This is a genomic window from Liquorilactobacillus mali (genome assembly GCF_001437155.1).
Taxonomy (GTDB): domain Bacteria; phylum Bacillota; class Bacilli; order Lactobacillales; family Lactobacillaceae; genus Liquorilactobacillus; species Liquorilactobacillus mali_A.
In genome coordinates, this window is record NZ_JQAR01000001.1 from 40,389 (window position 1) to 60,281 (window position 19,893).

The 19,893-nt window shown below is 37.6% G+C and carries 20 protein-coding genes; 17 read left to right on the top strand and 3 right to left on the bottom strand.

What is annotated here, in order from left to right; genetic code table 11:
• Positions 1-3 precede the first annotated feature (3 nt).
• From IV36_RS00215 to IV36_RS00240, 6 genes are all read left to right on the top strand, one after another.
• Complete coding sequence (locus IV36_RS00215) at positions 4-1,146, top strand: nucleotidyltransferase (RefSeq protein ID WP_056990174.1); 1,143 nt, start codon at positions 4-6, stop codon at positions 1,144-1,146.
• An 82-nt stretch (positions 1,147-1,228) separates the two neighbouring features.
• Complete coding sequence (locus IV36_RS00220) at positions 1,229-1,771, top strand: YceD family protein (protein WP_056990175.1); 543 nt, start codon at positions 1,229-1,231, stop codon at positions 1,769-1,771.
• 86 nt (positions 1,772-1,857) lie between these two features.
• Positions 1,858-2,034: a 50S ribosomal protein L32 gene (gene rpmF / locus IV36_RS00225; protein ID WP_056990176.1), complete on the top strand. Its 177-nt coding sequence runs from the start codon at positions 1,858-1,860 to the stop codon at positions 2,032-2,034.
• A gap of 164 nt (positions 2,035-2,198) precedes the next feature.
• Complete coding sequence (gene yihA, locus IV36_RS00230; RefSeq protein ID WP_056990324.1) at positions 2,199-2,786, top strand: ribosome biogenesis GTP-binding protein YihA/YsxC; 588 nt, start codon at positions 2,199-2,201, stop codon at positions 2,784-2,786.
• Between the two features lie 16 nt (positions 2,787-2,802).
• On the top strand, positions 2,803-3,102 hold the full coding sequence (locus IV36_RS00235; protein ID WP_010077874.1) for a nucleoside triphosphate pyrophosphohydrolase family protein: 300 nt from the start codon (positions 2,803-2,805) through the stop codon (positions 3,100-3,102).
• Positions 3,103-3,137: 35 nt separating this feature from the next.
• Positions 3,138-4,220 carry a S66 family peptidase gene (locus IV36_RS00240; protein WP_056990177.1) on the top strand — a complete coding sequence of 361 codons (1,083 nt, stop codon included), beginning with the start codon at positions 3,138-3,140 and terminating at the stop codon, positions 4,218-4,220.
• Between the two features lie 124 nt (positions 4,221-4,344).
• On the opposite strand, the gene IV36_RS12270 is transcribed toward IV36_RS00240, so the two are convergent.
• Complete coding sequence (locus IV36_RS12270; RefSeq protein WP_169790720.1) at positions 4,345-4,482, bottom strand: SPJ_0845 family protein; 138 nt, start codon at positions 4,480-4,482, stop codon at positions 4,345-4,347.
• A gap of 242 nt (positions 4,483-4,724) precedes the next feature.
• Between IV36_RS12270 and IV36_RS00245 the strand changes: the two genes are divergently transcribed.
• The 3 genes from IV36_RS00245 (at position 4,725) to uvrC (ending at position 8,896) form a co-directional block, all read left to right on the top strand.
• On the top strand, positions 4,725-6,143 hold the full coding sequence (locus tag IV36_RS00245) for an ABC transporter substrate-binding protein/permease (protein ID WP_420864912.1): 1,419 nt from the start codon (positions 4,725-4,727) through the stop codon (positions 6,141-6,143).
• Positions 6,136-6,870 carry an amino acid ABC transporter ATP-binding protein gene (locus IV36_RS00250; RefSeq protein ID WP_056990179.1) on the top strand — a complete coding sequence of 245 codons (735 nt, stop codon included), beginning with the start codon at positions 6,136-6,138 and terminating at the stop codon, positions 6,868-6,870. Before IV36_RS00245 ends, IV36_RS00250 begins: the two co-directional genes overlap by 8 nt.
• 256 nt (positions 6,871-7,126) lie before the next feature.
• Positions 7,127-8,896, top strand: coding sequence for an excinuclease ABC subunit UvrC (uvrC, locus tag IV36_RS00255; RefSeq protein WP_056990180.1), 1,770 nt, complete (start codon positions 7,127-7,129; stop codon positions 8,894-8,896).
• On the opposite strand, the gene IV36_RS00260 is transcribed toward uvrC, so the two are convergent.
• Positions 8,897-9,808: a cation diffusion facilitator family transporter gene (locus IV36_RS00260; protein ID WP_056990181.1), complete on the bottom strand. Its 912-nt coding sequence runs from the start codon at positions 9,806-9,808 to the stop codon at positions 8,897-8,899.
• A 250-nt stretch (positions 9,809-10,058) separates the two neighbouring features.
• Here IV36_RS00260 and obgE point away from each other — a divergent pair, with 250 nt between their 5' ends.
• Positions 10,059-11,375 (top strand): GTPase ObgE, encoded by a 1,317-nt coding sequence (gene obgE, locus IV36_RS00265; protein ID WP_056990182.1) that lies wholly within the window; start codon positions 10,059-10,061, stop codon positions 11,373-11,375.
• A 37-nt stretch (positions 11,376-11,412) separates the two neighbouring features.
• A complete protein-coding gene (locus tag IV36_RS00270; RefSeq protein ID WP_056990183.1) occupies positions 11,413-13,311 on the top strand; it encodes an acyltransferase family protein in 1,899 nt (632 codons plus the stop codon).
• Between the two features lie 149 nt (positions 13,312-13,460).
• Here the strand turns inward: IV36_RS00270 and IV36_RS00275 are convergent, their stop codons facing one another.
• A complete protein-coding gene (locus IV36_RS00275) occupies positions 13,461-13,784 on the bottom strand; it encodes a hypothetical protein (RefSeq protein ID WP_056990184.1) in 324 nt (107 codons plus the stop codon).
• Between the two features lie 153 nt (positions 13,785-13,937).
• Between IV36_RS00275 and rnz the strand changes: the two genes are divergently transcribed.
• The 6 genes from rnz to IV36_RS00305 all read left to right on the top strand — a co-directional run bounded on the left by rnz (position 13,938) and on the right by IV36_RS00305 (position 19,734).
• The gene (gene rnz, locus IV36_RS00280) at positions 13,938-14,876 is read left to right on the top strand and encodes a ribonuclease Z (RefSeq protein WP_056990185.1); all 939 of its coding nucleotides are present in this window, start codon (positions 13,938-13,940) and stop codon (positions 14,874-14,876) included.
• A 10-nt stretch (positions 14,877-14,886) separates the two neighbouring features.
• On the top strand, positions 14,887-15,696 hold the full coding sequence (locus IV36_RS00285; RefSeq protein ID WP_056990186.1) for an SDR family NAD(P)-dependent oxidoreductase: 810 nt from the start codon (positions 14,887-14,889) through the stop codon (positions 15,694-15,696).
• Between the two features lie 23 nt (positions 15,697-15,719).
• Positions 15,720-16,067, top strand: a complete 348-nt coding sequence (locus IV36_RS00290; RefSeq protein WP_056990187.1) for a lipopolysaccharide assembly protein LapA domain-containing protein — start codon at positions 15,720-15,722, stop codon at positions 16,065-16,067.
• Positions 16,068-16,088: 21 nt separating this feature from the next.
• Complete coding sequence (gene recJ, locus IV36_RS00295; RefSeq protein WP_056990188.1) at positions 16,089-18,419, top strand: single-stranded-DNA-specific exonuclease RecJ; 2,331 nt, start codon at positions 16,089-16,091, stop codon at positions 18,417-18,419.
• A 19-nt stretch (positions 18,420-18,438) separates the two neighbouring features.
• Entirely contained in the window at positions 18,439-18,957 is a 519-nt protein-coding gene (locus IV36_RS00300) for an adenine phosphoribosyltransferase (protein WP_003690611.1), read from the top strand.
• 111 nt (positions 18,958-19,068) lie between these two features.
• Positions 19,069-19,734 (top strand): potassium channel family protein, encoded by a 666-nt coding sequence (locus tag IV36_RS00305; RefSeq protein ID WP_056990189.1) that lies wholly within the window; start codon positions 19,069-19,071, stop codon positions 19,732-19,734.
• The last annotated feature ends 159 nt before the right edge of the window (positions 19,735-19,893 follow it).

Consider the following 19,893-nt stretch of genomic DNA (forward strand, 5'->3'; position numbering starts at 1 on the left):
TGAATGGATATTGTGGGGATAGTTGCGGAGTATAACCCATTTCACAATGGACATCTATATCAAATTATTGAAGTGAAAAAAAGATTTCCGAATGCTGTCATAGTTGTTGTGATGAGTGGTAATTTTCTTGAACGGGGAGAACCGGCGCTTCTTGATAAGTGGATGAGAGCAAGAGAGGCAATCTTAAACGGTGTTAATCTGGTTGTTGAGTTGCCAGTAGCTTTTTGCGTTCAACCAGCAGACCTTTTTGCATTTGGAGCGATAAGAATTCTTAAAGAGCTGGGTGTGCAGAAGTTAGTCTTTGGTGTCGAAAATGCCGACTATGATTTTGACAAGATGGCCCAATTAACCAAGAAGGTACATGGAGATTTTTCAACTTACAATGAATCCTATGCAAAGGCATATCAGAGAGCTATTACGGAAAAAACAGGAGTGGATGTTTCTAAGCCTAATAATCTTTTAGGTTTGGCATATGCAAAGGCAAATCTGGAACTGGGTTCTTTTTTAGAATTGGTACCAATTCAAAGAATGAAAGCTGAGTATCATGATCAGCAGCTGCCAATTGATTCACAGATTGCCAGCGCTTCGGCAATAAGAAATGCAGTCTTGAGCAATAAGGAATTAGTTGTTAATTTTGTACCTAATTCAACAGTTGAGGATCTGCAACAGTCCAAAAAGGCAAGCTGGATGAATTTTTGGCCACTGCTTAAATATCAGATTCTAACTAGCAAGGTACAGGAGCTAAGAGAAATATACGGAATGACAGAAGGACTTGAGTTTAGACTTAAGGACAAACTAGAGAGAATGGGACCTGCAGTGACTTTTACTGACTGGATAGGTGAGGTCAAATCAAAGCGTTTTACGTATACTCACTTGACAAGATTAGCAACGATGATTTTGCTTCAGGCAAAGAAAAATGAAGTCGAACAAGTTGTGGAAAGCCCATATATCAGAATACTTGGATTTGATGATTTAGGTCAAAAACAACTGAACAATGTGAAGAAAAAAATGACATTTCCAGTTGTTTCTCGAGTTTCACAAAAGATTGCCACGAATCTGCTTGATTTGGACTACAGAGCAGGTTTGGTATATAGTCAATGTAATGGTCAGAGACAGGATTTTGGTCGAAAGCCATTCCAATGTTAGTTGATGCTGTCAAGGAAAAACCATTGACAATGTATTTTTTGACAGGTATAATCAGGGTTGTTGCATTAGGAGGAAGTATTGAATGAAGTGGTCTTTGAATGAGCTAGGACAGATTGGTTCAACACCTTTTCACTTTGAAGAGGTAGTCAACGTAGCCGATTCAATTGTTAAACGAAATAGCGAGATCACTGCTATTTCTCCAGCACAAGTAAGCGGCTTTTTCGTGGTGGATAGTTTAGGTCTCCTTGGTTCATTCAAGGTAAGCGTCAGGGTGACACTGCCTTCTACTAGATCTCTCAAGTTGGTAGAAGTTCCACTTGATTTTGAAGTGAGTGAATATTATGTGAGCCATAGGACACGTGATTTATCTAGATTTGATGCCAATGATGTCGTAATTATTTTGGAAGATGATATTTTGGATCTCAACCAAGCAGTTGAGGATAATATCCTATTGCAGATTCCAACAAGAATTTTGACAGCTGAGGAAGAAGCTAGTGCAGACTTGCCTCAAGGTAAGGGTTGGGAAGTTTCTGAAGATGGTCGTAATAATCAAAAACAAAAGGATAAGGATACTATCGATCCGCGGTTAGCAAAACTAAAGGACTTTTTTGATAAAAAAAACTAGGACTTTAGCAGTTGCAAAATTGTTGAATTAAAAGTACAATTCTTTTTGTTGATTAATTTTATTAATTGAAGGAGGTGGCTGTTAAGATGGCAGTACCAGCACGTAAAACATCAAAAACTCGTAAGAGATTACGTCGTACACATTACAAGTTGCAAGCACCAGGTATGAGTGCTTGCCCTAACTGTGGCGAATTAAGAAAGTCTCATCATGTATGCCCAAGTTGTGGGTTCTACGGTGATAAGGAAGTTGTAAAAGTTGATTAATAACTGAGATGAGGGACCATGGCCCTTGTTTTATTTTTTAATGAATGATGCATCCCAAGCTAAATGAGCTGGGGATGTTTTTTTTTGTAAAATATGTTTTATCTCTAGAGTCATGAAGACAAGATATGGTAGAATTTAGCAGTGTAGGGAAGGAAAGTAAGCGGATGAAAGTTCATAATGTAAATCTCAAAATAAGTGCTGTCAGACCAGAACAGTATCCAGATGAAGGATATCCCGAAGTTGCCTTGGTAGGTAGATCTAATGTTGGCAAATCTTCCTTGATTAATCGTTTAATTAATAGGAAGAGCTATGCACGAACATCAAGTCAACCGGGGAAAACACAAACATTGAATTTCTATGATGTAGAATCAATGCTTTATTTAGTTGATGTACCCGGCTATGGATATGCGAAGGTCTCTAAAGCTGAGCGTGAAAAATGGGGCAGAATGATTGAAACATACTTAGTTCAGCGTGAGCCATTAAAAGGAGTCGTTTCACTGATTGATGGGCGTCATGAGCCAACAGAGTTAGATGTACAAATGGTCGAATTTCTGCAATATTATGATTTACCAGTTTTGTTGGTAGCTACAAAGATTGATAAGATACCAAGAAGTAAGTGGAATAAGGTTGAAAAAGACATTAAGAAAAAGATAAAGCTCAATGATGAAGACAAACTGGTACTCTTTTCTGCTACCCAAAAGATTGGTGACGATATCGTTTGGGATTGGATAGAAGAAAAAATAAATGGTTAGAAGGGATTGGAAATAGATGGAATTTAATGAATATCAAGAAGCTGCTACAAGAACGCTATACGGTAATGAGCAGGTACTTACAAATTGTGCCCTGGGGCTTGCTGGAGAGAGCGGTCAAGTGATAGATCTTATCAAAAATTATACATTTAAGGGTAAAGAACTAAATCGTGAGGAAATGATTCATGAAATGGGAGATGTACTATGGTATCTGTCACAAATTGCTGCATGGGCAGATATTCCTTTTGATGAAATTGCCAAGGATAATATCGAAACACTCAATAAGCGATATCCACACGGATTTGCACAGGATAGTTAAGAAAAGTAAAGACGATATTAAAAATTAAAATAGGGATGATTTTAGTGAAATCACATACATTAAAAACTGGAGATAAGGTTGCTATTGTGAGCCTGTCTAGTGGTGTTTTGGGTGAAGACTTTGTAAAACATCAAAAAGAACTAGGAGAAAAGAGGCTCCATGATTTTGGTTTGGAACCGGTCTATATGACTAATGCATTGATGGGTATAGAGTACTTGCAGAATCATCCAGAAGCACGTGCTGCTGATTTGAAAGAAGCCTTTTTACGTACGGACATTCAAGGAATATTTTGCGTGATAGGTGGAGACGACACTTATAGGTTGTTGCCATATTTACTTGATGATCAGGAATTCGTTACTGCAGTACATCATCATCCAAAGCTGTTTTCCGGCTTTTCTGATACGACGATTAATCATCTAATGTTCTACAAGTTAGGATTGCAGACATTTTATGGACCAAACTTTCTAAATGATTTAGCTGAATTGGACGAGAATTTACTGCCATATACTGCAAAAACAATTAGTAGTTATTTTAAAAATACCTCTGATTTGAAAATTCTTTCAAGTGATACATGGTATGAAGAGCGAACTACCTTTTCACCCGAAGAAATTGGAACTGCACGAATTAGTCATCCAGAGAAGAGAGGATACGAGACTTTAAATGGTAGTGGAATCGTAACCGGAAGACTACTTGGTGGGTGCATAGATAGTCTAAATGATATTTTGACAAGCTCAAGGTACGCTGATGAAAGAGAAATTTGTCTTAAATATGGAATATTTCCTGAACTAAAGCAATGGGAAGATAAAATTCTCTTTATTGAGACTAGCGAAGAAAGACCTACTCCAGACGAATATGAAGCAATGCTCAGTAACTTGGAGCAGCGCGGAATATTTGGTGTAATTAAGGCTATAATTGTGGGTAAACCACAAAATAATGTTTACTATCAGGAATATCGGGAAAAGTTGAAGAACATCGCAGCAAAATATCGTTTACCGGTTCTAATGAACGTTAATTTTGGACATGCATATCCTAGAACTGTGATACCTTATGGATGCATGGCGAAAATTGATTTTGATAATAAATCATTTGAGATTACTGAGAAGTTATTCCAAGAATAGATGTATAAAATGTGTTTTAGTTTTATGTATAAGAAAAGAGGCTTACCACAAGCAAAGATAATTCTTTGTGGCAGGCCTCTTTTTGATTTACACAAAAATGCATTCTATAAATCAAAGCAAACTATTAATTTTTCTTGTCTTTTTCATTAGCCTTTTTTTCTTTATCTTTTGGTCTCTGCTTTGTTCTAGGCTGTTTTGGGTCAACTGCGAATTTACCGAAGAGTTCATCGAGCTTTGTTTGGCTATTTACCGTAAGTCCCATAATTAAATCTCCCTTACTTATTGTTACTAATAGAGTATCAGTTTGGAAGTAAAAATTCAATTAGAACACAGTATGTATATTTTATAGTTTATACACTTTATTTATGAATAAAAATGTTTATTTGACAATTTTATTGAATAATAATTCTTTTTGCTGTATACTTTACGTCGTTGAGTCAGAAAAGGTAAGGGAGAAGTTTAATGAAAAGTAAAAAGATTTGGATTACTTTGGTAATTTTAATTATGATGTTGTTGGTACCTCTGGGAAAGGTAAATGCCGCAAGTGATGGTTATTTACAGAAGATTAAGGACAAGGGAACACTTGTAGTTGGTACGAGTGCGGATTATCCACCCTATGAATTTACGGTAAAACAAAGCGGGAAGACAACTTACGTGGGTTTGGACATTGAGATTGCAAAGAAGTTTGCAAAAGATCTGGGTGTGAAATTAGAAATTAAAAATATGAATTTTGATTCATTACTTGTTGCGCTCGAAACACACAAAGTTGATGCAGTTATCTCAGGGATGAATCCAACTCCGGAAAGACAAAAGAGTGTTGACTTTTCGAATGTTTATTATAGGGGAAAGCAATACATGCTGATCAATAAGAAGGATGCAGCGCTCTATAAAAATATTCATAGTTTTAAGAATAAGACTATCGGTGCACAAGCCGGTTCATTACAATATGATCTTGTTAAAAAACAGATGAAGAATAATCAAATAAAGGGTTTGGCTAAACTGAATGATTTGGTGATTGCCCTTGAATCAGGAAAGGTTAATGCTGTTGCGATGGAGGAAGCAACTGCCAAAGCATTTGCACAAAACAATACTTCATTGAAAGTTATTAATCCTGAATTTAATGTTGATTCTAGCCAGACCGGTTCTGCAATGGCATTCCCTAAAGGGGCAACCAGTCTAGTTCAAGCGGCCAATAAAACAATTGCTCAAATTAAAAAGAAGAACCTGATAAATAAGCAGTATATTCCCTTAGCAGGAAAATATATGACTAATAATTCAAAGAAAAACTCAATGTGGAATTATTGGACTTATTTCGCAAAGGGAATTGAACATACGTTGATAATAACGGTTGTCTCAGTTTTCTTTGGATTCATATTAGGGGTATTATTAGCACTCTTGCGTTTGTCTAAGAGTAAGTTGGGTAAAGTAATTGCAACTGCATATATTGAATTTGTCAGAGGAACACCTTTGATGGTTCAAGTGATGTTTGTTTATTTTGGAATAGGGGCTGTTATTCAATCATTACCAGCATTGCTTGCAGGTATAATTGCTGTTTCGCTAAACTCAGCGGCCTATGTTGCTGAAGTTATTCGTTCAGGAATCGAATCAATACCTGCTGGGCAAACAGAAGCGGCTAGAAGTTTAGGAATGTCACAAACGTTAACCTACAGATATGTCATTATTCCGCAGGCATTAAAGAACATTTGGCCAGCATTAGGAAATGAGTTCATTACACTTATCAAAGAGAGTTCGATTGTTTCCATTATTGGTGTCGGTGATTTGATGTATCAGATGCAGTTGGTGCAGTCAGCAACCTATAAGGGTGTAATTCCTATCTTTATCACAATGGTCATTTATTTCGTAATGACGTTTGGTCTTTCAAAGGTCTTAGGTTATTTTGAAGGGAGAATGAAACATGCCTAACATGATTGAAATTAAAAACCTCGAAAAGTCATTTGGTGATAATCAGGTTTTGAAAAACATTACTGAAGTTGTAAAAAAAGGGCAAGTTATTTGTGTAATTGGGCCTTCTGGTTCGGGAAAAAGTACTTTTCTGAGATGTTTGAATGTGCTGGAGAAGCCTTCGGCAGGACAAATAATTTTTGAGGGGCAAGAGCTAACACATATTTCTGAGATTGAGTTAAACAAGCTCAGAGAGCGCATGGGAATGGTTTTTCAAAGCTTTAATCTTTTTCCAAATATGGATGTAATAAACAATGTTAAACTTGCTCCTTTGAAGGTTAAAAAGGACATGGAAGAGGAAGCAACCCAAAAAGCAGGACAACTATTGGAACAAGTTGGTTTGGCAGACAAGGCTGAGCAATTTCCGCTGAGTCTTTCAGGAGGACAGCAACAACGTGTTGCAATTGCACGCGCACTTGCAATGGATCCTGAAGTTATGCTTTTTGATGAACCAACCTCAGCATTAGATCCCGAGATGGTTGGCGAAGTTTTGAAAGTAATGAAAGATCTTGCCGAATCAGGAATGACGATGATTGTTGTAACACATGAGATGGGATTTGCGAAGGAAGTTGCAGATCAGATATGGTTCATGGATGAAGGCTACATCCAAGAAAAGGGAGCACCAGACGAATTTTTTGCAAACCCGAAGACGAGCCGTGCCAAAGAATTTTTGTCAAAAATATTATAAATGTGTGGATGAAAAGATAAAAGTTATGCTTTTTTGACAAGTTTAACTTACGGGACACGTTTATCCAGAATAAACAGAGGAGCTGGTTCAAAATATAACTTTTGAGCCGGTCCTTTTTTGGTTGTTGCTAAGCTATATCCAAAGTTCAATGAGTAAGATTAAAGAGTATAATTGGAAGTCTTTTCCTACAAACTTGATTAATGCTGTAATATAATATTATCAGGAGTTTGCTCGGTAAACGGAGGTGTAAATTAAGGTGGCAACACAGCACATTGAAAATAAATTAAAATTGTTACCAGATCTGCCAGGATGTTACCTAATGAAGGATATCAATAGTAAGATCATTTATGTTGGTAAAGCAAAAAACTTAAAGAATAGAGTACGTTCATATTTTAAAAGTATGCATGAAGGCAAGACTGCAAAATTAGTCTCAGAAATAAGGGATTTTGAAACAATTATTACTTCGACAGATAAAGAGGCTTTTTTGTTAGAAATCACACTGATTCAAAAGCATAAGCCTTATTACAATATAAAGTTAAAAAGAGGTACGGGATATCCGTATATTAAAATTACAAATGAAAAGGACCCAACGTTAAAAATTGTAAGTCAGGTCAAAAAAGATGGGGCTTATTATTTTGGACCTTATCCGAATGTTTATGCTGCTAGTGAGACAATGCATTTATTGCAGCGTGTTTATCCTCTCAGGAGATGTAATGGCTATCAAAAACGCCCTTGCCTGTACTATCATATGGGGCAGTGTTTAGGAGCTTGTTTCAAAGAGGTAAAAGCAGAAGAATACGATAAGCAAATCAAAAAAATAAAGACCTTTCTGAATGGAAATGTCGGTGCAATTAAGAAGACGTTAGAGAGTAAGATGAATAATGCCGCGCAGAAACTTGAATTTGAAAGGGCAGCGGAACTTCGTGATCAAATACATTACATTGAAGTAACTGTAGAAAAACAAAAGATAATCTCAAATGATAATACTCCAAGGGATTTATTCAACTTTTATATGGACAAGGGTTGGATGTCACTGCAAATTTTCTTTATTCGTCAGGCACGCTTAATTAAACGTGAAAAACGACTTTTTCCTTGTATAGATACACCTGAGGCAGAGTTAGAGTCGTTTATTTTACAGTTTTATAATCAGAAAAATAGAATATTACCTAAAGAGATACTTGTTCCTAAGGGAGTAAGTCATGATGTACTTGGTGAAATACTGCAAGTTCCTGTCAAAACACCAATTAGGGGAACAAAGAAAAACTTGATGGAACTTGGACAAAAGAATGCACGGCTTGTACTTGAAGAAAAATTCCGTCTATTGGAGCTGGATGATCGCAAAACAACGGGTGCAATGGATGAAATAATGAAGGCCTTGGCTCTGCCAGCTGGACATCGAATTGAATCATTTGATCATTCACATATTCAAGGCTCTGATGTTGTTTCGGCGATGGTTTCATTTTTGGATGGGCGACCGCAAAAAAGTCAGTATCGTAAGTATAAGCTGCGGACGGTCAATCATGCGGATGAAAGCGCAAGTACAAGAGAGGTCATTAGAAGAAGGTATACAAGGTTATTGAAGGAACATAGTGAGTTGCCAGATCTAATCCTGATGGATGGAGCAGAAATCCAGATCGAAGCGGCACAAGACGTACTGCAAAATGAACTTGGATTAAATATCCCAGTGGCAGGGATGGTCAAAGACAACCATCATAGGACCGCAGATCTAATGAATATGCAGTATCAAAAAGTAGCATTGGATCCGAAGAGTGAGGCATTTTACTTGCTTCAGCGTATTCAAGATGAAGTTCATAGATTCGCGATAACTTTTCACCGTCAAACTCACTCTAAAAAATCTTTGTCTTCGAGGCTGGATCTAATTCCCGGTGTAGGGCCAAAATCAAGAATCAAATTGTTGAGAAAATTTGGATCCATGAAAAAAATTGCAGATGCTTCGCTCAAAGATATTGAAGCTTTAGGCATTCCCAAAAAAGTGGCCCAAACAATTAAATTAAGTCTTAAGTAGTTAGTGACTGTTTAATTCATTTGGTTGTTGGGGCTCATAATCAACGTCCCATGGTTCAACATGAACATCAGTATCAAAAACACCATATTTTCGTTGTAATAGACTTTCAATTTTTTCAGTAATATGGTGGCTTTTTCGCACCGTCATTTGTGGATCTACCCAGATAATAATATCCACGAAGATATTGGCACCATATGAGCGTCCTTGAATATTGTGGACAAGTTCGACGCCGGGAATTCTTTCAACATCGGCAGTATATTTTTCGAGCAAGTCATCATCAAAACCGTCGGACAATGAAAAGGCACTCGCTGAGAAAATATCATAGGCAGTTTTGAGAATTAGGAGCCCAATCAAAAAGGCAACGACACCATCGATCCAAGCCATATTAAAATTAGCTGCAAAGATTGTGACTGATGTTCCAAAACTAGTCCAAGCATCGCTTCTGCAATCTTTGGCGATTGCGAGCAATGATTGTGAGTTTATTTTCTTTGCCTGATGTGCATTATGGAAATAGACACCATACATCAACAGCCCACTAAAAATACCGACAAATAAGGCATAGATGTCAGGAGATTCTTGATTGCCCGCTAAAATGTCCTTGACTGAAGTATAAAGAACACTTAGACCCACTAACAGCATAATCAATGAAGTCAGAAAGGTTGCAATCGTTTCGGCTTTCCAATGTCCATATTGATGGTGTTCATCTGGCGGACGGGTGGCTAGTCTTAGTCCAACCATTACGGCACAGGATGAAAAAATATCCGTTGCATTGTTAAAACCATCTGCAAGCAGTGTTTCAGAGTGACTTAACTGTCCAATAACGACTTTTAATAAGGAGAGTAGAATGTAGGCACAAAGACTGATTAAGACTCCTTTTTGTGCTGTTTTTAGATTTTTATATCTTTGCTGCATTTTGAACACTCCCTGAATAGTATCGGTTATGTAAATTATATGATTTTTTTTGTTGAAATGAAATTGTTATATCTTGTAGTGCAAATACGCAAAAATGTGAGCAGTTGTATTTTTGACCTTGATTCTAAAAACTGGTATAGTTGGCGGTGGTAGTTTTTAGGGTAACGATGAACAAGTTCATTTTTTCTTTATTAGCTCACATATTAGTGTCAATGTAAATAATCAATATGGAAAGAAGGGTGAATTAATAATGTTTGTCGATCAAGTAAAAATTAATGTGAAGGCTGGAAACGGTGGAGATGGGATAGTTGCATTTCGCCGTGAAAAATTTGTTCCTAACGGTGGCCCAGCTGGTGGAGACGGCGGCAAAGGTGGAAGTGTAATCTTAAAGGTTGATGAAGGTCTAAGAACCTTGATGGATTTTCGCTATCACCGTCACTTTAAAGCTAAGAATGGTGAAAAGGGAATGAATAAAGGAATGTATGGTCGCGGGGCAAGTGACTTTTATGTTTCTGTGCCAGAAGGAACTACTGTTACGGATGATGAGACAGGTGAGATTCTAGGTGATCTATTACATGATGGTGACGAGTTAGTAGTCGCAAAAGGTGGTCGCGGAGGCCGAGGAAATATTCATTTTGCAAGTGCAAGGAATCCAGCACCAGAAATAGCTGAAAATGGTGAACCCGGTATTGAGCGTGTCTTACGACTAGAATTGAAAGTTTTAGCGGACATCGGTTTAGTTGGTTTCCCGTCAGTTGGGAAGTCCACGCTACTGGCAACTGTTACAAGTGCGAAGCCTAAGATAGCGGCTTATCATTTTACGACACTTGTTCCTAACTTAGGAATGGTAAGACTGGATGATGGACGAGATTTTGTAATGGCAGATTTACCGGGACTAATTGAAGGTGCTTCTCAAGGAGTTGGACTTGGGATTCAATTCTTGAGGCACATTGAGCGTACGAGAGTAATCCTACACTTAGTTGATTTAAGCGGTATGGATGGGCGAGATCCATATGATGATTTTGTTAAAATTAACCAAGAATTATTATCATACGATGAAACACTGCTTGAACGTCCACAAATTGTAGTAGCAAGCAAGATGGATTTACCGGATGCCAAGAAAAATCTGGCCGATTTTGTTGTAAAAATCAAGAATGATAAAATGCTCAAGACTGTACCAGAGGTCGTTGAAATTTCTTCCGTGACTCATACTGGTGTCAAAGAATTAATGGCAAAAGCTGCTGATTTACTTGAGAAAACACCTGTATTTCCAACACTTGCCGATAGAAAACGACAAGAACAGCTTGAAAATGGAACTGTTTATAAGTTTGAAGAGGCTGAACAATATCCATTTGAAATTTCGAGAGATCCAGATGCAACCTGGGTGTTAAGTGGTACTGAACTAGATAAGTTATTTAAAATGACAGATTTTGAACATGATGAAAGTATTATGCGCTTTGCTCGTCAGTTACGGGGGATGGGTGTTGATGACGCTCTAAGAGCAAAAGGTGCAAAACAAGGCGATTTAGTTAGAATTGACAAGTTTACGTTTGAATTTGTTGAATAAATTATAGAATCTTTTTCGTGTTTTGGGGTTGGAATAAATGAATACAGGTAGTAAGAAAAGACGTTATATTACAGGGTTTGATGGCATTAGAACGCTTGCAGTTATCGGTGTTATTTTATATCACCTTGTACCATATGATATTCAAGGCGGTTTTTTAGGGGTTCCAATCTTCTTTGTGTTATCGGGATATCTTATTACAGATATTTTGAACGAAGAAATTCAAAAAAAGGGGAAAGTCAACCTTTTTTCTTTTTATAAAAAAAGAATGAAGAGGCTTTATCCTGGGCTGGTTACAATGATTGTTGCCACAAGTGCTTATATAACCTTATTTCAAAGAAGCCTATTGAATGGCATTCGGAGTGTGATATTTGGTAACTTGCTTTATGTCTATAATTGGGTGCAGGTTAAGCAGGGCCAATCATATTTTGATCGTTTTGAGGTACAATCTCCGTTCACACATTTATGGTCGTTGTCGATTGAAGGACAATTTTATTTTTTCTGGCCAATCGTATTGACAGTGTTATGGGTACTCTTACGAAAAAAGCAACCGATCTTTGACACCATCTTCCTGATCGCCTTTTTTTCAGCATTAACAATGGCTTTGTTGTATAAAGACGGTCAAGATTCTTCAAGAATTTATTTTGGAACTGATACAAGAATGTTTTCAATATTATTGGGTACCAGTCTAGCAATCGTTTGGCCAAGCAAGGAACTGAAAAATACCCTTCAGAAAAAATCGCGCATGATTTTAGATGGAGTTGGAATAGTTAGTCTTGGCTTGATTGTCTGGATGTTCTTCTCAATGTCTGGTGAGAGCGATTTGACATATCATGGAGGTATGTTCTTCTTCTCATTAATTTCAATGCTTTTAATTGCAACTGTTGCCCACCCTGGAGCCGATATGAATAGGTTGCTGACTAATCCAGCATTTACTTGGTTAGGTAAAAGAAGTTATGGAATATATCTCTATCAATATCCAGTGATGATTTTTTATGAATCCCATGTTCAAAATATTGCAGCTCACCCATGGCTACATGTTGTTATCGAGATTTCTTTGATTGTGATAATTAGTCATTTGTCATATCGTTACATCGAATTACCGCTTCAGCACTTTGATTATTCTAGGACGAAAGAAGTGGCTCAAGAATTCTTCAAAAAAAAGTCGCGTTATGGTTGGCAGAGATTATGGGTGGTAGGTGCACTTCTTTTAATTGTATTAACTATGACAGGGGCGGTTTTCCAACCTAAAGCACAAAGCAATCAGGGTGGTAAGCAATTAGAAAATGTGATAAAAAGAAATCAAAAGGAAGTCACAGAGGATAACAAAAAGCTGCAAGATAAAGAAAAGCAAAATACGAGCTCGGTCTCTTCCTCTTCACAAAAGAGCGCAAGCAGTTCGTCTGAGTCAGCACAATCGAGTTCGGAACCGGAGCAACTAACACAGCAGCAACAACAAAAAGCTGCTGCAATGCAGATTACTGCTATTGGAGATTCTGTCTTGGCCGATGGGTCAGTAAAGTTAAAGTCTATTTTTCAGCAGATGTACATTGATGCAAAGGTCGGAAGACAGCCAAGAGATGCAATCGGAATTTTGAATGGACTTGCACAAAAGAGACAACTTGATAACACAGTCTTGTTGAGCTTGGGGACTAATGGTCCATTTAATGACGAGGAACTGCACCAGATCATGGGTGCGATAGGGAATCGCAGAGTTTATTGGATAAACACGCACGTTCCCACGAGAAGATGGCAAAAGCAGGTTAATGATTCACTAAGTGCTGCGACTAAGACTTATCCTAATTTGCGAGTAATCGATTGGTATGATTACAGTAATAACCACAATAACTGGTTCTACGATGATAATGTTCATCCAAATGAATATGGTCTTAATTATTACGGTAATTTCATCGCAAAAGAGATTTTAGAAGATAAGTAAGGGTTCAGAATTATAAAATTTAGTAATCTTGACTTTGATTGTTAGTTTTGGATATAGTGTGCGTGTTTGCTTAATGAAGCAAGAAAATGTTTATATAAACGACGGGGAATGCCACAGAGTATTGAGTTGTGGGCAGCCTCGTTTTTATTCTACAAATGCAAATTACCATTCACTAACTGTAATTTACCATTTATTAACAATTTTCCTTCTGATATTCGGTATCCGAAAACTTTAAAATTATCAGAGTTATAGTTGATCAGAATGTCTCTATCTGATAAAGCAAGCTGGTTTGACAGAGAGAAAAATGTTTTTAAATCAAGTGCAGCGATTGCATTGGGATCTGCGAGTAAAATCGCTGCTTGTGCATTAGTTGAAAACTGTGTGATTGGAACCAAATTATCACTTGATTGAAAATATAATTGGTAATTAGGATTGAGTCCGAATATGAGTGTTGTAAAGTCTTTTAAATACATGATTTTCCTCTTTCCGTGAAATAAGTTTTAAACGCCTATTTAATTATATTTTGTAATTAAAAATAGTGACAGCTTTTATTTTGATGTTAAAATGATGTAAGATATTATTATATTTTAAGCCATTTATATTGGTTTAATAGATTGGAATTATATATGGAAATTGAATTTTTAGGAACTGGTGCGGGATCACCTGCCAAGTCACGCAATGTAACTAGTATAGCGCTAAAGCTTTTAGAAGAAATAAATGAAGTTTGGTTATTTGATGTTGGAGAGGGAACACAGCATCAAATATTGAAAACATCAATTAGGCCACGGAAGGTGACTAGAATTTTTATCACACATCTTCATGGAGATCATCTCTTTGGACTTCCGGGTTTTTTAAGCAGTCGTTCTTTCCAGGGTGCCCAACAGATGGGAACTTTGGTTATTTATGGTCCAAAAGGAGTTAAGGATTTTGTGCAAATGAGTTTGCGTGTTTCTCAATCCAAATTAACTTACAAAATAAAATATGTTGAAATAGGGCAAACTGGCTTACTAGTGGATGAAGAACGTTTCAAAGTTTACGTTGACAGGTTGGACCATCGAATCGAGTGTTTTGGGTATCGTGTTGTTGAAAGCGACTATGCTGGGGAGCTTCAAGTTGAACGACTTAAAGCGGAACATGTACCAGCAGGGCCATTATATGGAAAGTTGAAGGCTGGCGAAAAGGTAGAGTTGTCTGACGGTAGAATTATTGATGGAAAGGACTACCTCGGCGAGAAAAAGAGAGGAAGAGTTGTTACAATTCTTGGTGATACAAGGCAAACGTCATCCATTTTAGGATTAGCAAAAGATGCGGATGTACTTGTCCATGAGAGTACTTTTGGAAGGGATGAGGCGCAATTAGCTTATAATTATCATCACTCAACCAATATGCAAGCTGCAAAAGTCGCTAAGCAGGCTGGAGTAAAACGACTTTTTCTGACACATATTTCTGCAAGATATATTGGGGCAAAAGCGTTGCAACTTGAAAAAGATGCACATAAGGTTTTTGGGAATACAACATTAGCAAATGACTTTGATACTTATGTAGTTCCGTTTTCTCACAAATAGGAGGGAAAGAATGAAAAATTATAAACAACTAAAAGACTTACGCAATCGAATTGTTGTTGTAACAGGAGCTTCTTCTGGACTAGGTGAGCAGATATCATATGAATTGGCGAAAAAAGGTGCAATTGTGGTAGCCTGTGCTAGGAGACTGGATAGACTTGAAGAGGTTACCAAAGAGTGTCAGAAATTATCAGGTAAGATATCAGTTGCAAAGCAATTGGATGTCGAAGATCCATCGCAGATTGAAAAATTAGTTGAAGATATTGAAGATGAACTTGGACCGATTGATGTACTCGTGAATAATGCCGGTTTTGGGTTGATGGAAAATGTCCTTAATTTCGAAATGAAAGTTGTAGAAAAAATGTTTAGAGTCAATGTACTGGGGTTGATGTATTTATCGAAGTATACTGCACTTAGGATGGCAAAGCGTAAAAGGGGTGCCATCATTAATGTTGCATCTGTAGCCGGTAAAATTGCAACACCAAAATCAGCTGTATATTCGGCAACTAAGTCTGCTGTTCTGGGATATTCGAACGCACTAAGGCTTGAATTAAAACCATTAGGCATTTCTGTTTTGACTGTTAATCCAGGACCAATTGATACCGAGTTCTTTAAAATAGCAGATAAGACAGGCAATTATTTAAGCAAGGTTGGTTTTCTGGTCCAAAAACCAGATGAGATTGCACAAAAAATTGTGGGCACGATAGGAACAAGTAAAAGGGAACTTACAGTACCCTTTGCCTTTGAGATAGCTCACCGCCTCTATGATTTATTTCCACGAGTTGGTGATTATTTGGCTGGGGATTTGTTCAATAAAAAATAGGAACTAAAGGGGGAGTATTTATCATGAAAAATCAGTGGAGAATGATTTTAGCACTTCTGATTGCACTTGTTGTCGTTGTCTTTGCATTATTGAATACGCAAAAGGTTGAACTTAATTTTCTTTTTGGGAAGTTTAGTTTGCCATTGGTATTGATTCTAGTTGTTTCTTTGTTACTAGGTGCATTGGTAGCTGTCCTAGTATCGACAATGACGATTGTTGGTTTAAAACGGGAATTGAAGAAGAAAAGTGATAATGAAAAGCAAATCAAAAAACAGTTTGAAGAAGATTATCAGAAAAAATTGACCGAGGTAAGAGCTGAGTATCAGCGCAAAATCAATGATAATCGAACAACTGATTTGAATTTAAAGTAAAACTTGGTAGGAGTTGGTTTTTTGTTTGACAAGCACTACGAATGGAAATTCGAGTCTATGTCGTTGGGAGAAAAGGAACTCAGGCTGCAAAAACAAATGGGTATTTCAAAACTGTTAGCACGGCTATTGCTCAAAAGAGGAGTTTCAACCCCTGAGGCTGCTGCTGAATTTTTAAACCCTAACGAAAATAGTATTTATGATCCATACCTCCTTCATGATATGGATAAGGCTGTGGAACGAATTCAAGATGCGGTAGTGGGCGATCAAAAGATTACGATTTATGGCGACTATGATGCAGATGGATTAACGAGCACAGCGGTGATGTATGAGGCTCTTGAGCAAATCGGTGCCAATGTAAATTATTATATACCTGATCGCTTTTCTGATGGATATGGTCCAAATATGGAGGTATATAAGAAACTGGTCAGTGATGGAACAGAATTGATTATTACTGTAGATAATGGAGTCAGTGGCTATGATGAGGTTGCATATGCTCAGAGCCATGGTGTAGATGTTGTAATAACCGACCATCATGAGTTGCCTGATAAATTACCGGAGGCCGTAGCTATTGTTCATCCAAGACATCCGGATAAAAATTACCCTTGGCCAAATTTGGCAGGTGTTGGAGTTGCTTTCAAGGTTGCTTCGGCATTACTGGAGGATATTCCACAAGAACTACTTGATTTAGTTGCAATCGGAACTGTTGCTGATTTGATGCCTTTACTTGATGAGAATCGTGCACTGGTTAAATTTGGCATTATGGCACTTAGAAACACCCAACGCCCGGGACTGTTAGCATTGTTGGCCAATGCTAAAATCAACATTGATGATATCAACGAGGAAACAATCGGTTTTGCGCTTGCTCCGCGACTGAATTCGTTGGGAAGAATTCAAAACGGGAGTACCGGTGTGGAGCTATTGACGACGCTTGATGAAGACAAGGCAAAGCAAATTGCAAGCAGGGTTGAATCCCTGAATACCAGGCGCAAAGAGCTAGTGGCAACGATCTCAAAGCAGGCATTTCAAAAACTGGCTGAAGATGAAACTGAACATTTAGTAAACGTTGTTGCTGGTAAGAATTGGCACGAAGGTGTACTGGGAATTGTTGCCAGCCACTTGGTTGAGGAAACAGGTAAGCCTTCACTGGTATTGAGTATTAATGATGATGGAAATATTGCAAAGGGTTCAGGAAGATCAGTTGAAGCCTTCCAACTTTTTGATGCAATTAATGGCCATCGTGACCTTTTAACCAGTTTTGGTGGACATCACATGGCATGTGGGCTGTCTTTGGAAGAGTCAAAGATCGGTGAACTGCAAGCGGTATTAGACAATGAAGCAAGAAAACAGCAGTTGGACTTGAACAAAAAACCCCAATTAGAGATTGAGCAGACGATTGAAGCAGATGAAGTCAGCCTTGATTTGATCGAAGAATTAAAGCAGCTAGCACCATTTGGGGCAGACAACCCTAAACCAATTTTTTCTTTTACAAACTATAGTGTACAAAGCTCGTTCTTAATGGGGCAAGAGAAGAATCACTTCAAAATGTCTATAAGGGGTAAGAGAGCACCGATTGACGTAATTGCGTTTTCAATCGGTACGCATGGACAGCAACTCGTCGATAATGCTGAGAATATTGAATTTGTTGGTGAGTTGGCTACTAATGTGTGGAAGGGCCAAACTAAGATCCAAATAATGATTAAGGATTTTTGTCTAAATGCTGCGGAAATACCCAGAATCAGAATTAATGATTTGAGGAGCAGTAAACTGACAGCAAGTTTGCTGCGGACAAATGGCGAGTTCTTTTTCTTTAATTCAACAGTCTACAGTAAGCTAGCTGGTTATTTTAAGAGCAATGCGAAAATCATTGTTGGTCTAGATAAATTACCTGAGAGAGTGAAGGTAGACAATCTGGTTGTCGTAGATTGCCCCCCTAATTTGGAGAGTTTTGGTACTTTGTTAAATAGGATTGAGTTTGAAGAAATTACGACAATTCTCTACCCATATAAGCCAGTATTTCTTACTGGAATGCCGACTAAGGAAGAATTTGGTAAGGTTTATCGCTTTGCAATTTCACATAAGAATGTGGATTTAAAAAAAGATTTGAATAAATTAGCAGATTATTTGAAAATAAAAAAAGATTTGTTGATTTTTACCTTACAGGTGTTTTTTGAAGTCGGATTTGTTAAAATAGATAATGGATTAATGGCGGGATCATCTTCAAGAAAGAGGATTAATTTGAAAGATGCTCCTAGTTATCGTGCAAGGCAACGGTTGCTTGAAGCAGAAAATGTCTTATTAACGAGTAAAACTGCAGAATTTGAGAAAACTATTTTTCAATTCATAACAGTTTAATTAAAGGAGCGTTTATAAAATGGCACTAGATTTAACTAAGTATATTGCAAGCATCCCAGATTATCCCGAAAAAGGAATAATCTTCAGGGATATCTCACCTTTGATGGCAGATGGGGAAGCTTATAAGCAAGCTACAGCGCGAATTGTTCAATTTGCTCGTGATAAAAAGGTTGAGATGATTGTTGGACCCGAGGCACGCGGATTTATTGTTGGTTGTCCCGTTGCTTATGAACTTGGTGTTGGTTTTGCACCGGCCCGTAAGAAGGGAAAGTTGCCTCGTGAAACAGTTGAAGCAACATACAAACTTGAATATGGTACATCAGCTCTTTATATGCACAAAGATGCCGTGAAACCAGGACAGCGGGTGTTGGTCACTGACGACTTGCTGGCTACTGGAGGAACGATTGGAGCAACAATTGATTTAGTTGAGCAATTAGGTGGAATTGTTGTGGGATGTGCATTCATTATTGAACTTGATGCTTTAAATGGTCGTGATAAGATCAAAAATTATGATACATTAAGCTTGATGAATTATTAATTTGATTGACTTTAGTGTTTAACAGACATGGGATTACCAGTAAGAGGGGCTTTGACAGAATTAATTTTTGTGTCACAGGTCCTTTTTTTGTTAGGGAGGAGTTTCAGTAGAATGGTTAAGCAGACTTTTGCTGTGATTGGGTTAGGAAGGTTTGGTTCAAGCGTTTGTCAGACCTTAATAAATGCAGGTGCTGAAGTATTGGTGATTGATAAAGACGAAGCGCGAATCAATGATTTTAAAGATATCGCAACACAAGCTATTATTGCAGACGCACAGGATGAGAGTACACTCAAGTCGATTGGCATCAGAAATTTTGATCATGTTGTAATCGCAATTGGTGAGGATATTCAGGCCAGCATTCTTGTGACATTAATGGTTAAGGAGTTAGGAGTTAAATATATTACGGCTAAGGCACAGAACGAGTACCATGCTCGCGTTTTGACAAAGTTGGGAGCAGACAAAGTTGTCCATCCAGAACGAGATATGGGGACCAGAATTGGGAAAAACCTGCTTTCACGAAATATGCTGGACTATCTTGATTTATCCTCTGATATTAAAGTTGCTGAAATCAAAATTACAAAAAATTCCTTTGTGGGAGCATCACTGGCTTCACTTGAATTCAGGAAAAAATATGCACTTAACGTCATTGCGATTAGGCATGATAAAAAAATAGACATCTCTCCTGCACCAAGTGATGCATTGATGCTGGGAGATAGTCTATTAGTTGTTGGTTATCAAAAAGATGTTGATTATTTTAATAGTTTAATGGATAGTTGATTATCACGAGGTGAGGGGTCAAGGCAAGAGTTAACTTTTGCCTTGACCCCTCTATTTACCTAGAACGTGTTTCATGAGTTTAGACTTTTTGTCTAACTTTGAATGTTCATAGCAAATTACTCGCTGCAATTTTGTGTTAGTACACAGATCTTATCAACT

Bases quoted from the DNA above. Each gene is read 5' to 3' on its own strand.
- IV36_RS00215 (WP_056990174.1), top strand. From the start codon at position 4: ATGGATATTGTGGGGATAGTTGCGGAGTATAACCCATTTCACAATGGA.
- IV36_RS00220 (WP_056990175.1), top strand. From the start codon at position 1,229: ATGAAGTGGTCTTTGAATGAGCTAGGACAGATTGGTTCAACACCTTTT.
- rpmF (WP_056990176.1), top strand. From the start codon at position 1,858: ATGGCAGTACCAGCACGTAAAACATCAAAAACTCGTAAGAGATTACGT.
- yihA (WP_056990324.1), top strand. From the start codon at position 2,199: ATGAAAGTTCATAATGTAAATCTCAAAATAAGTGCTGTCAGACCAGAA.
- IV36_RS00235 (WP_010077874.1), top strand. From the start codon at position 2,803: ATGGAATTTAATGAATATCAAGAAGCTGCTACAAGAACGCTATACGGT.
- IV36_RS00240 (WP_056990177.1), top strand. From the start codon at position 3,138: ATGATTTTAGTGAAATCACATACATTAAAAACTGGAGATAAGGTTGCT.
- IV36_RS12270 (WP_169790720.1), bottom strand. From the start codon at position 4,482: ATGGGACTTACGGTAAATAGCCAAACAAAGCTCGATGAACTCTTCGGT.
- IV36_RS00245 (WP_420864912.1), top strand. From the start codon at position 4,725: ATGATGTTGTTGGTACCTCTGGGAAAGGTAAATGCCGCAAGTGATGGT.
- IV36_RS00250 (WP_056990179.1), top strand. From the start codon at position 6,136: ATGCCTAACATGATTGAAATTAAAAACCTCGAAAAGTCATTTGGTGAT.
- IV36_RS00260 (WP_056990181.1), bottom strand. From the start codon at position 9,808: ATGCAGCAAAGATATAAAAATCTAAAAACAGCACAAAAAGGAGTCTTA.
- obgE (WP_056990182.1), top strand. From the start codon at position 10,059: ATGTTTGTCGATCAAGTAAAAATTAATGTGAAGGCTGGAAACGGTGGA.
- IV36_RS00270 (WP_056990183.1), top strand. From the start codon at position 11,413: ATGAATACAGGTAGTAAGAAAAGACGTTATATTACAGGGTTTGATGGC.
- IV36_RS00275 (WP_056990184.1), bottom strand. From the start codon at position 13,784: ATGTATTTAAAAGACTTTACAACACTCATATTCGGACTCAATCCTAAT.
- rnz (WP_056990185.1), top strand. From the start codon at position 13,938: ATGGAAATTGAATTTTTAGGAACTGGTGCGGGATCACCTGCCAAGTCA.
- IV36_RS00285 (WP_056990186.1), top strand. From the start codon at position 14,887: ATGAAAAATTATAAACAACTAAAAGACTTACGCAATCGAATTGTTGTT.
- IV36_RS00290 (WP_056990187.1), top strand. From the start codon at position 15,720: ATGAAAAATCAGTGGAGAATGATTTTAGCACTTCTGATTGCACTTGTT.
- IV36_RS00300 (WP_003690611.1), top strand. From the start codon at position 18,439: ATGGCACTAGATTTAACTAAGTATATTGCAAGCATCCCAGATTATCCC.
- IV36_RS00305 (WP_056990189.1), top strand. From the start codon at position 19,069: ATGGTTAAGCAGACTTTTGCTGTGATTGGGTTAGGAAGGTTTGGTTCA.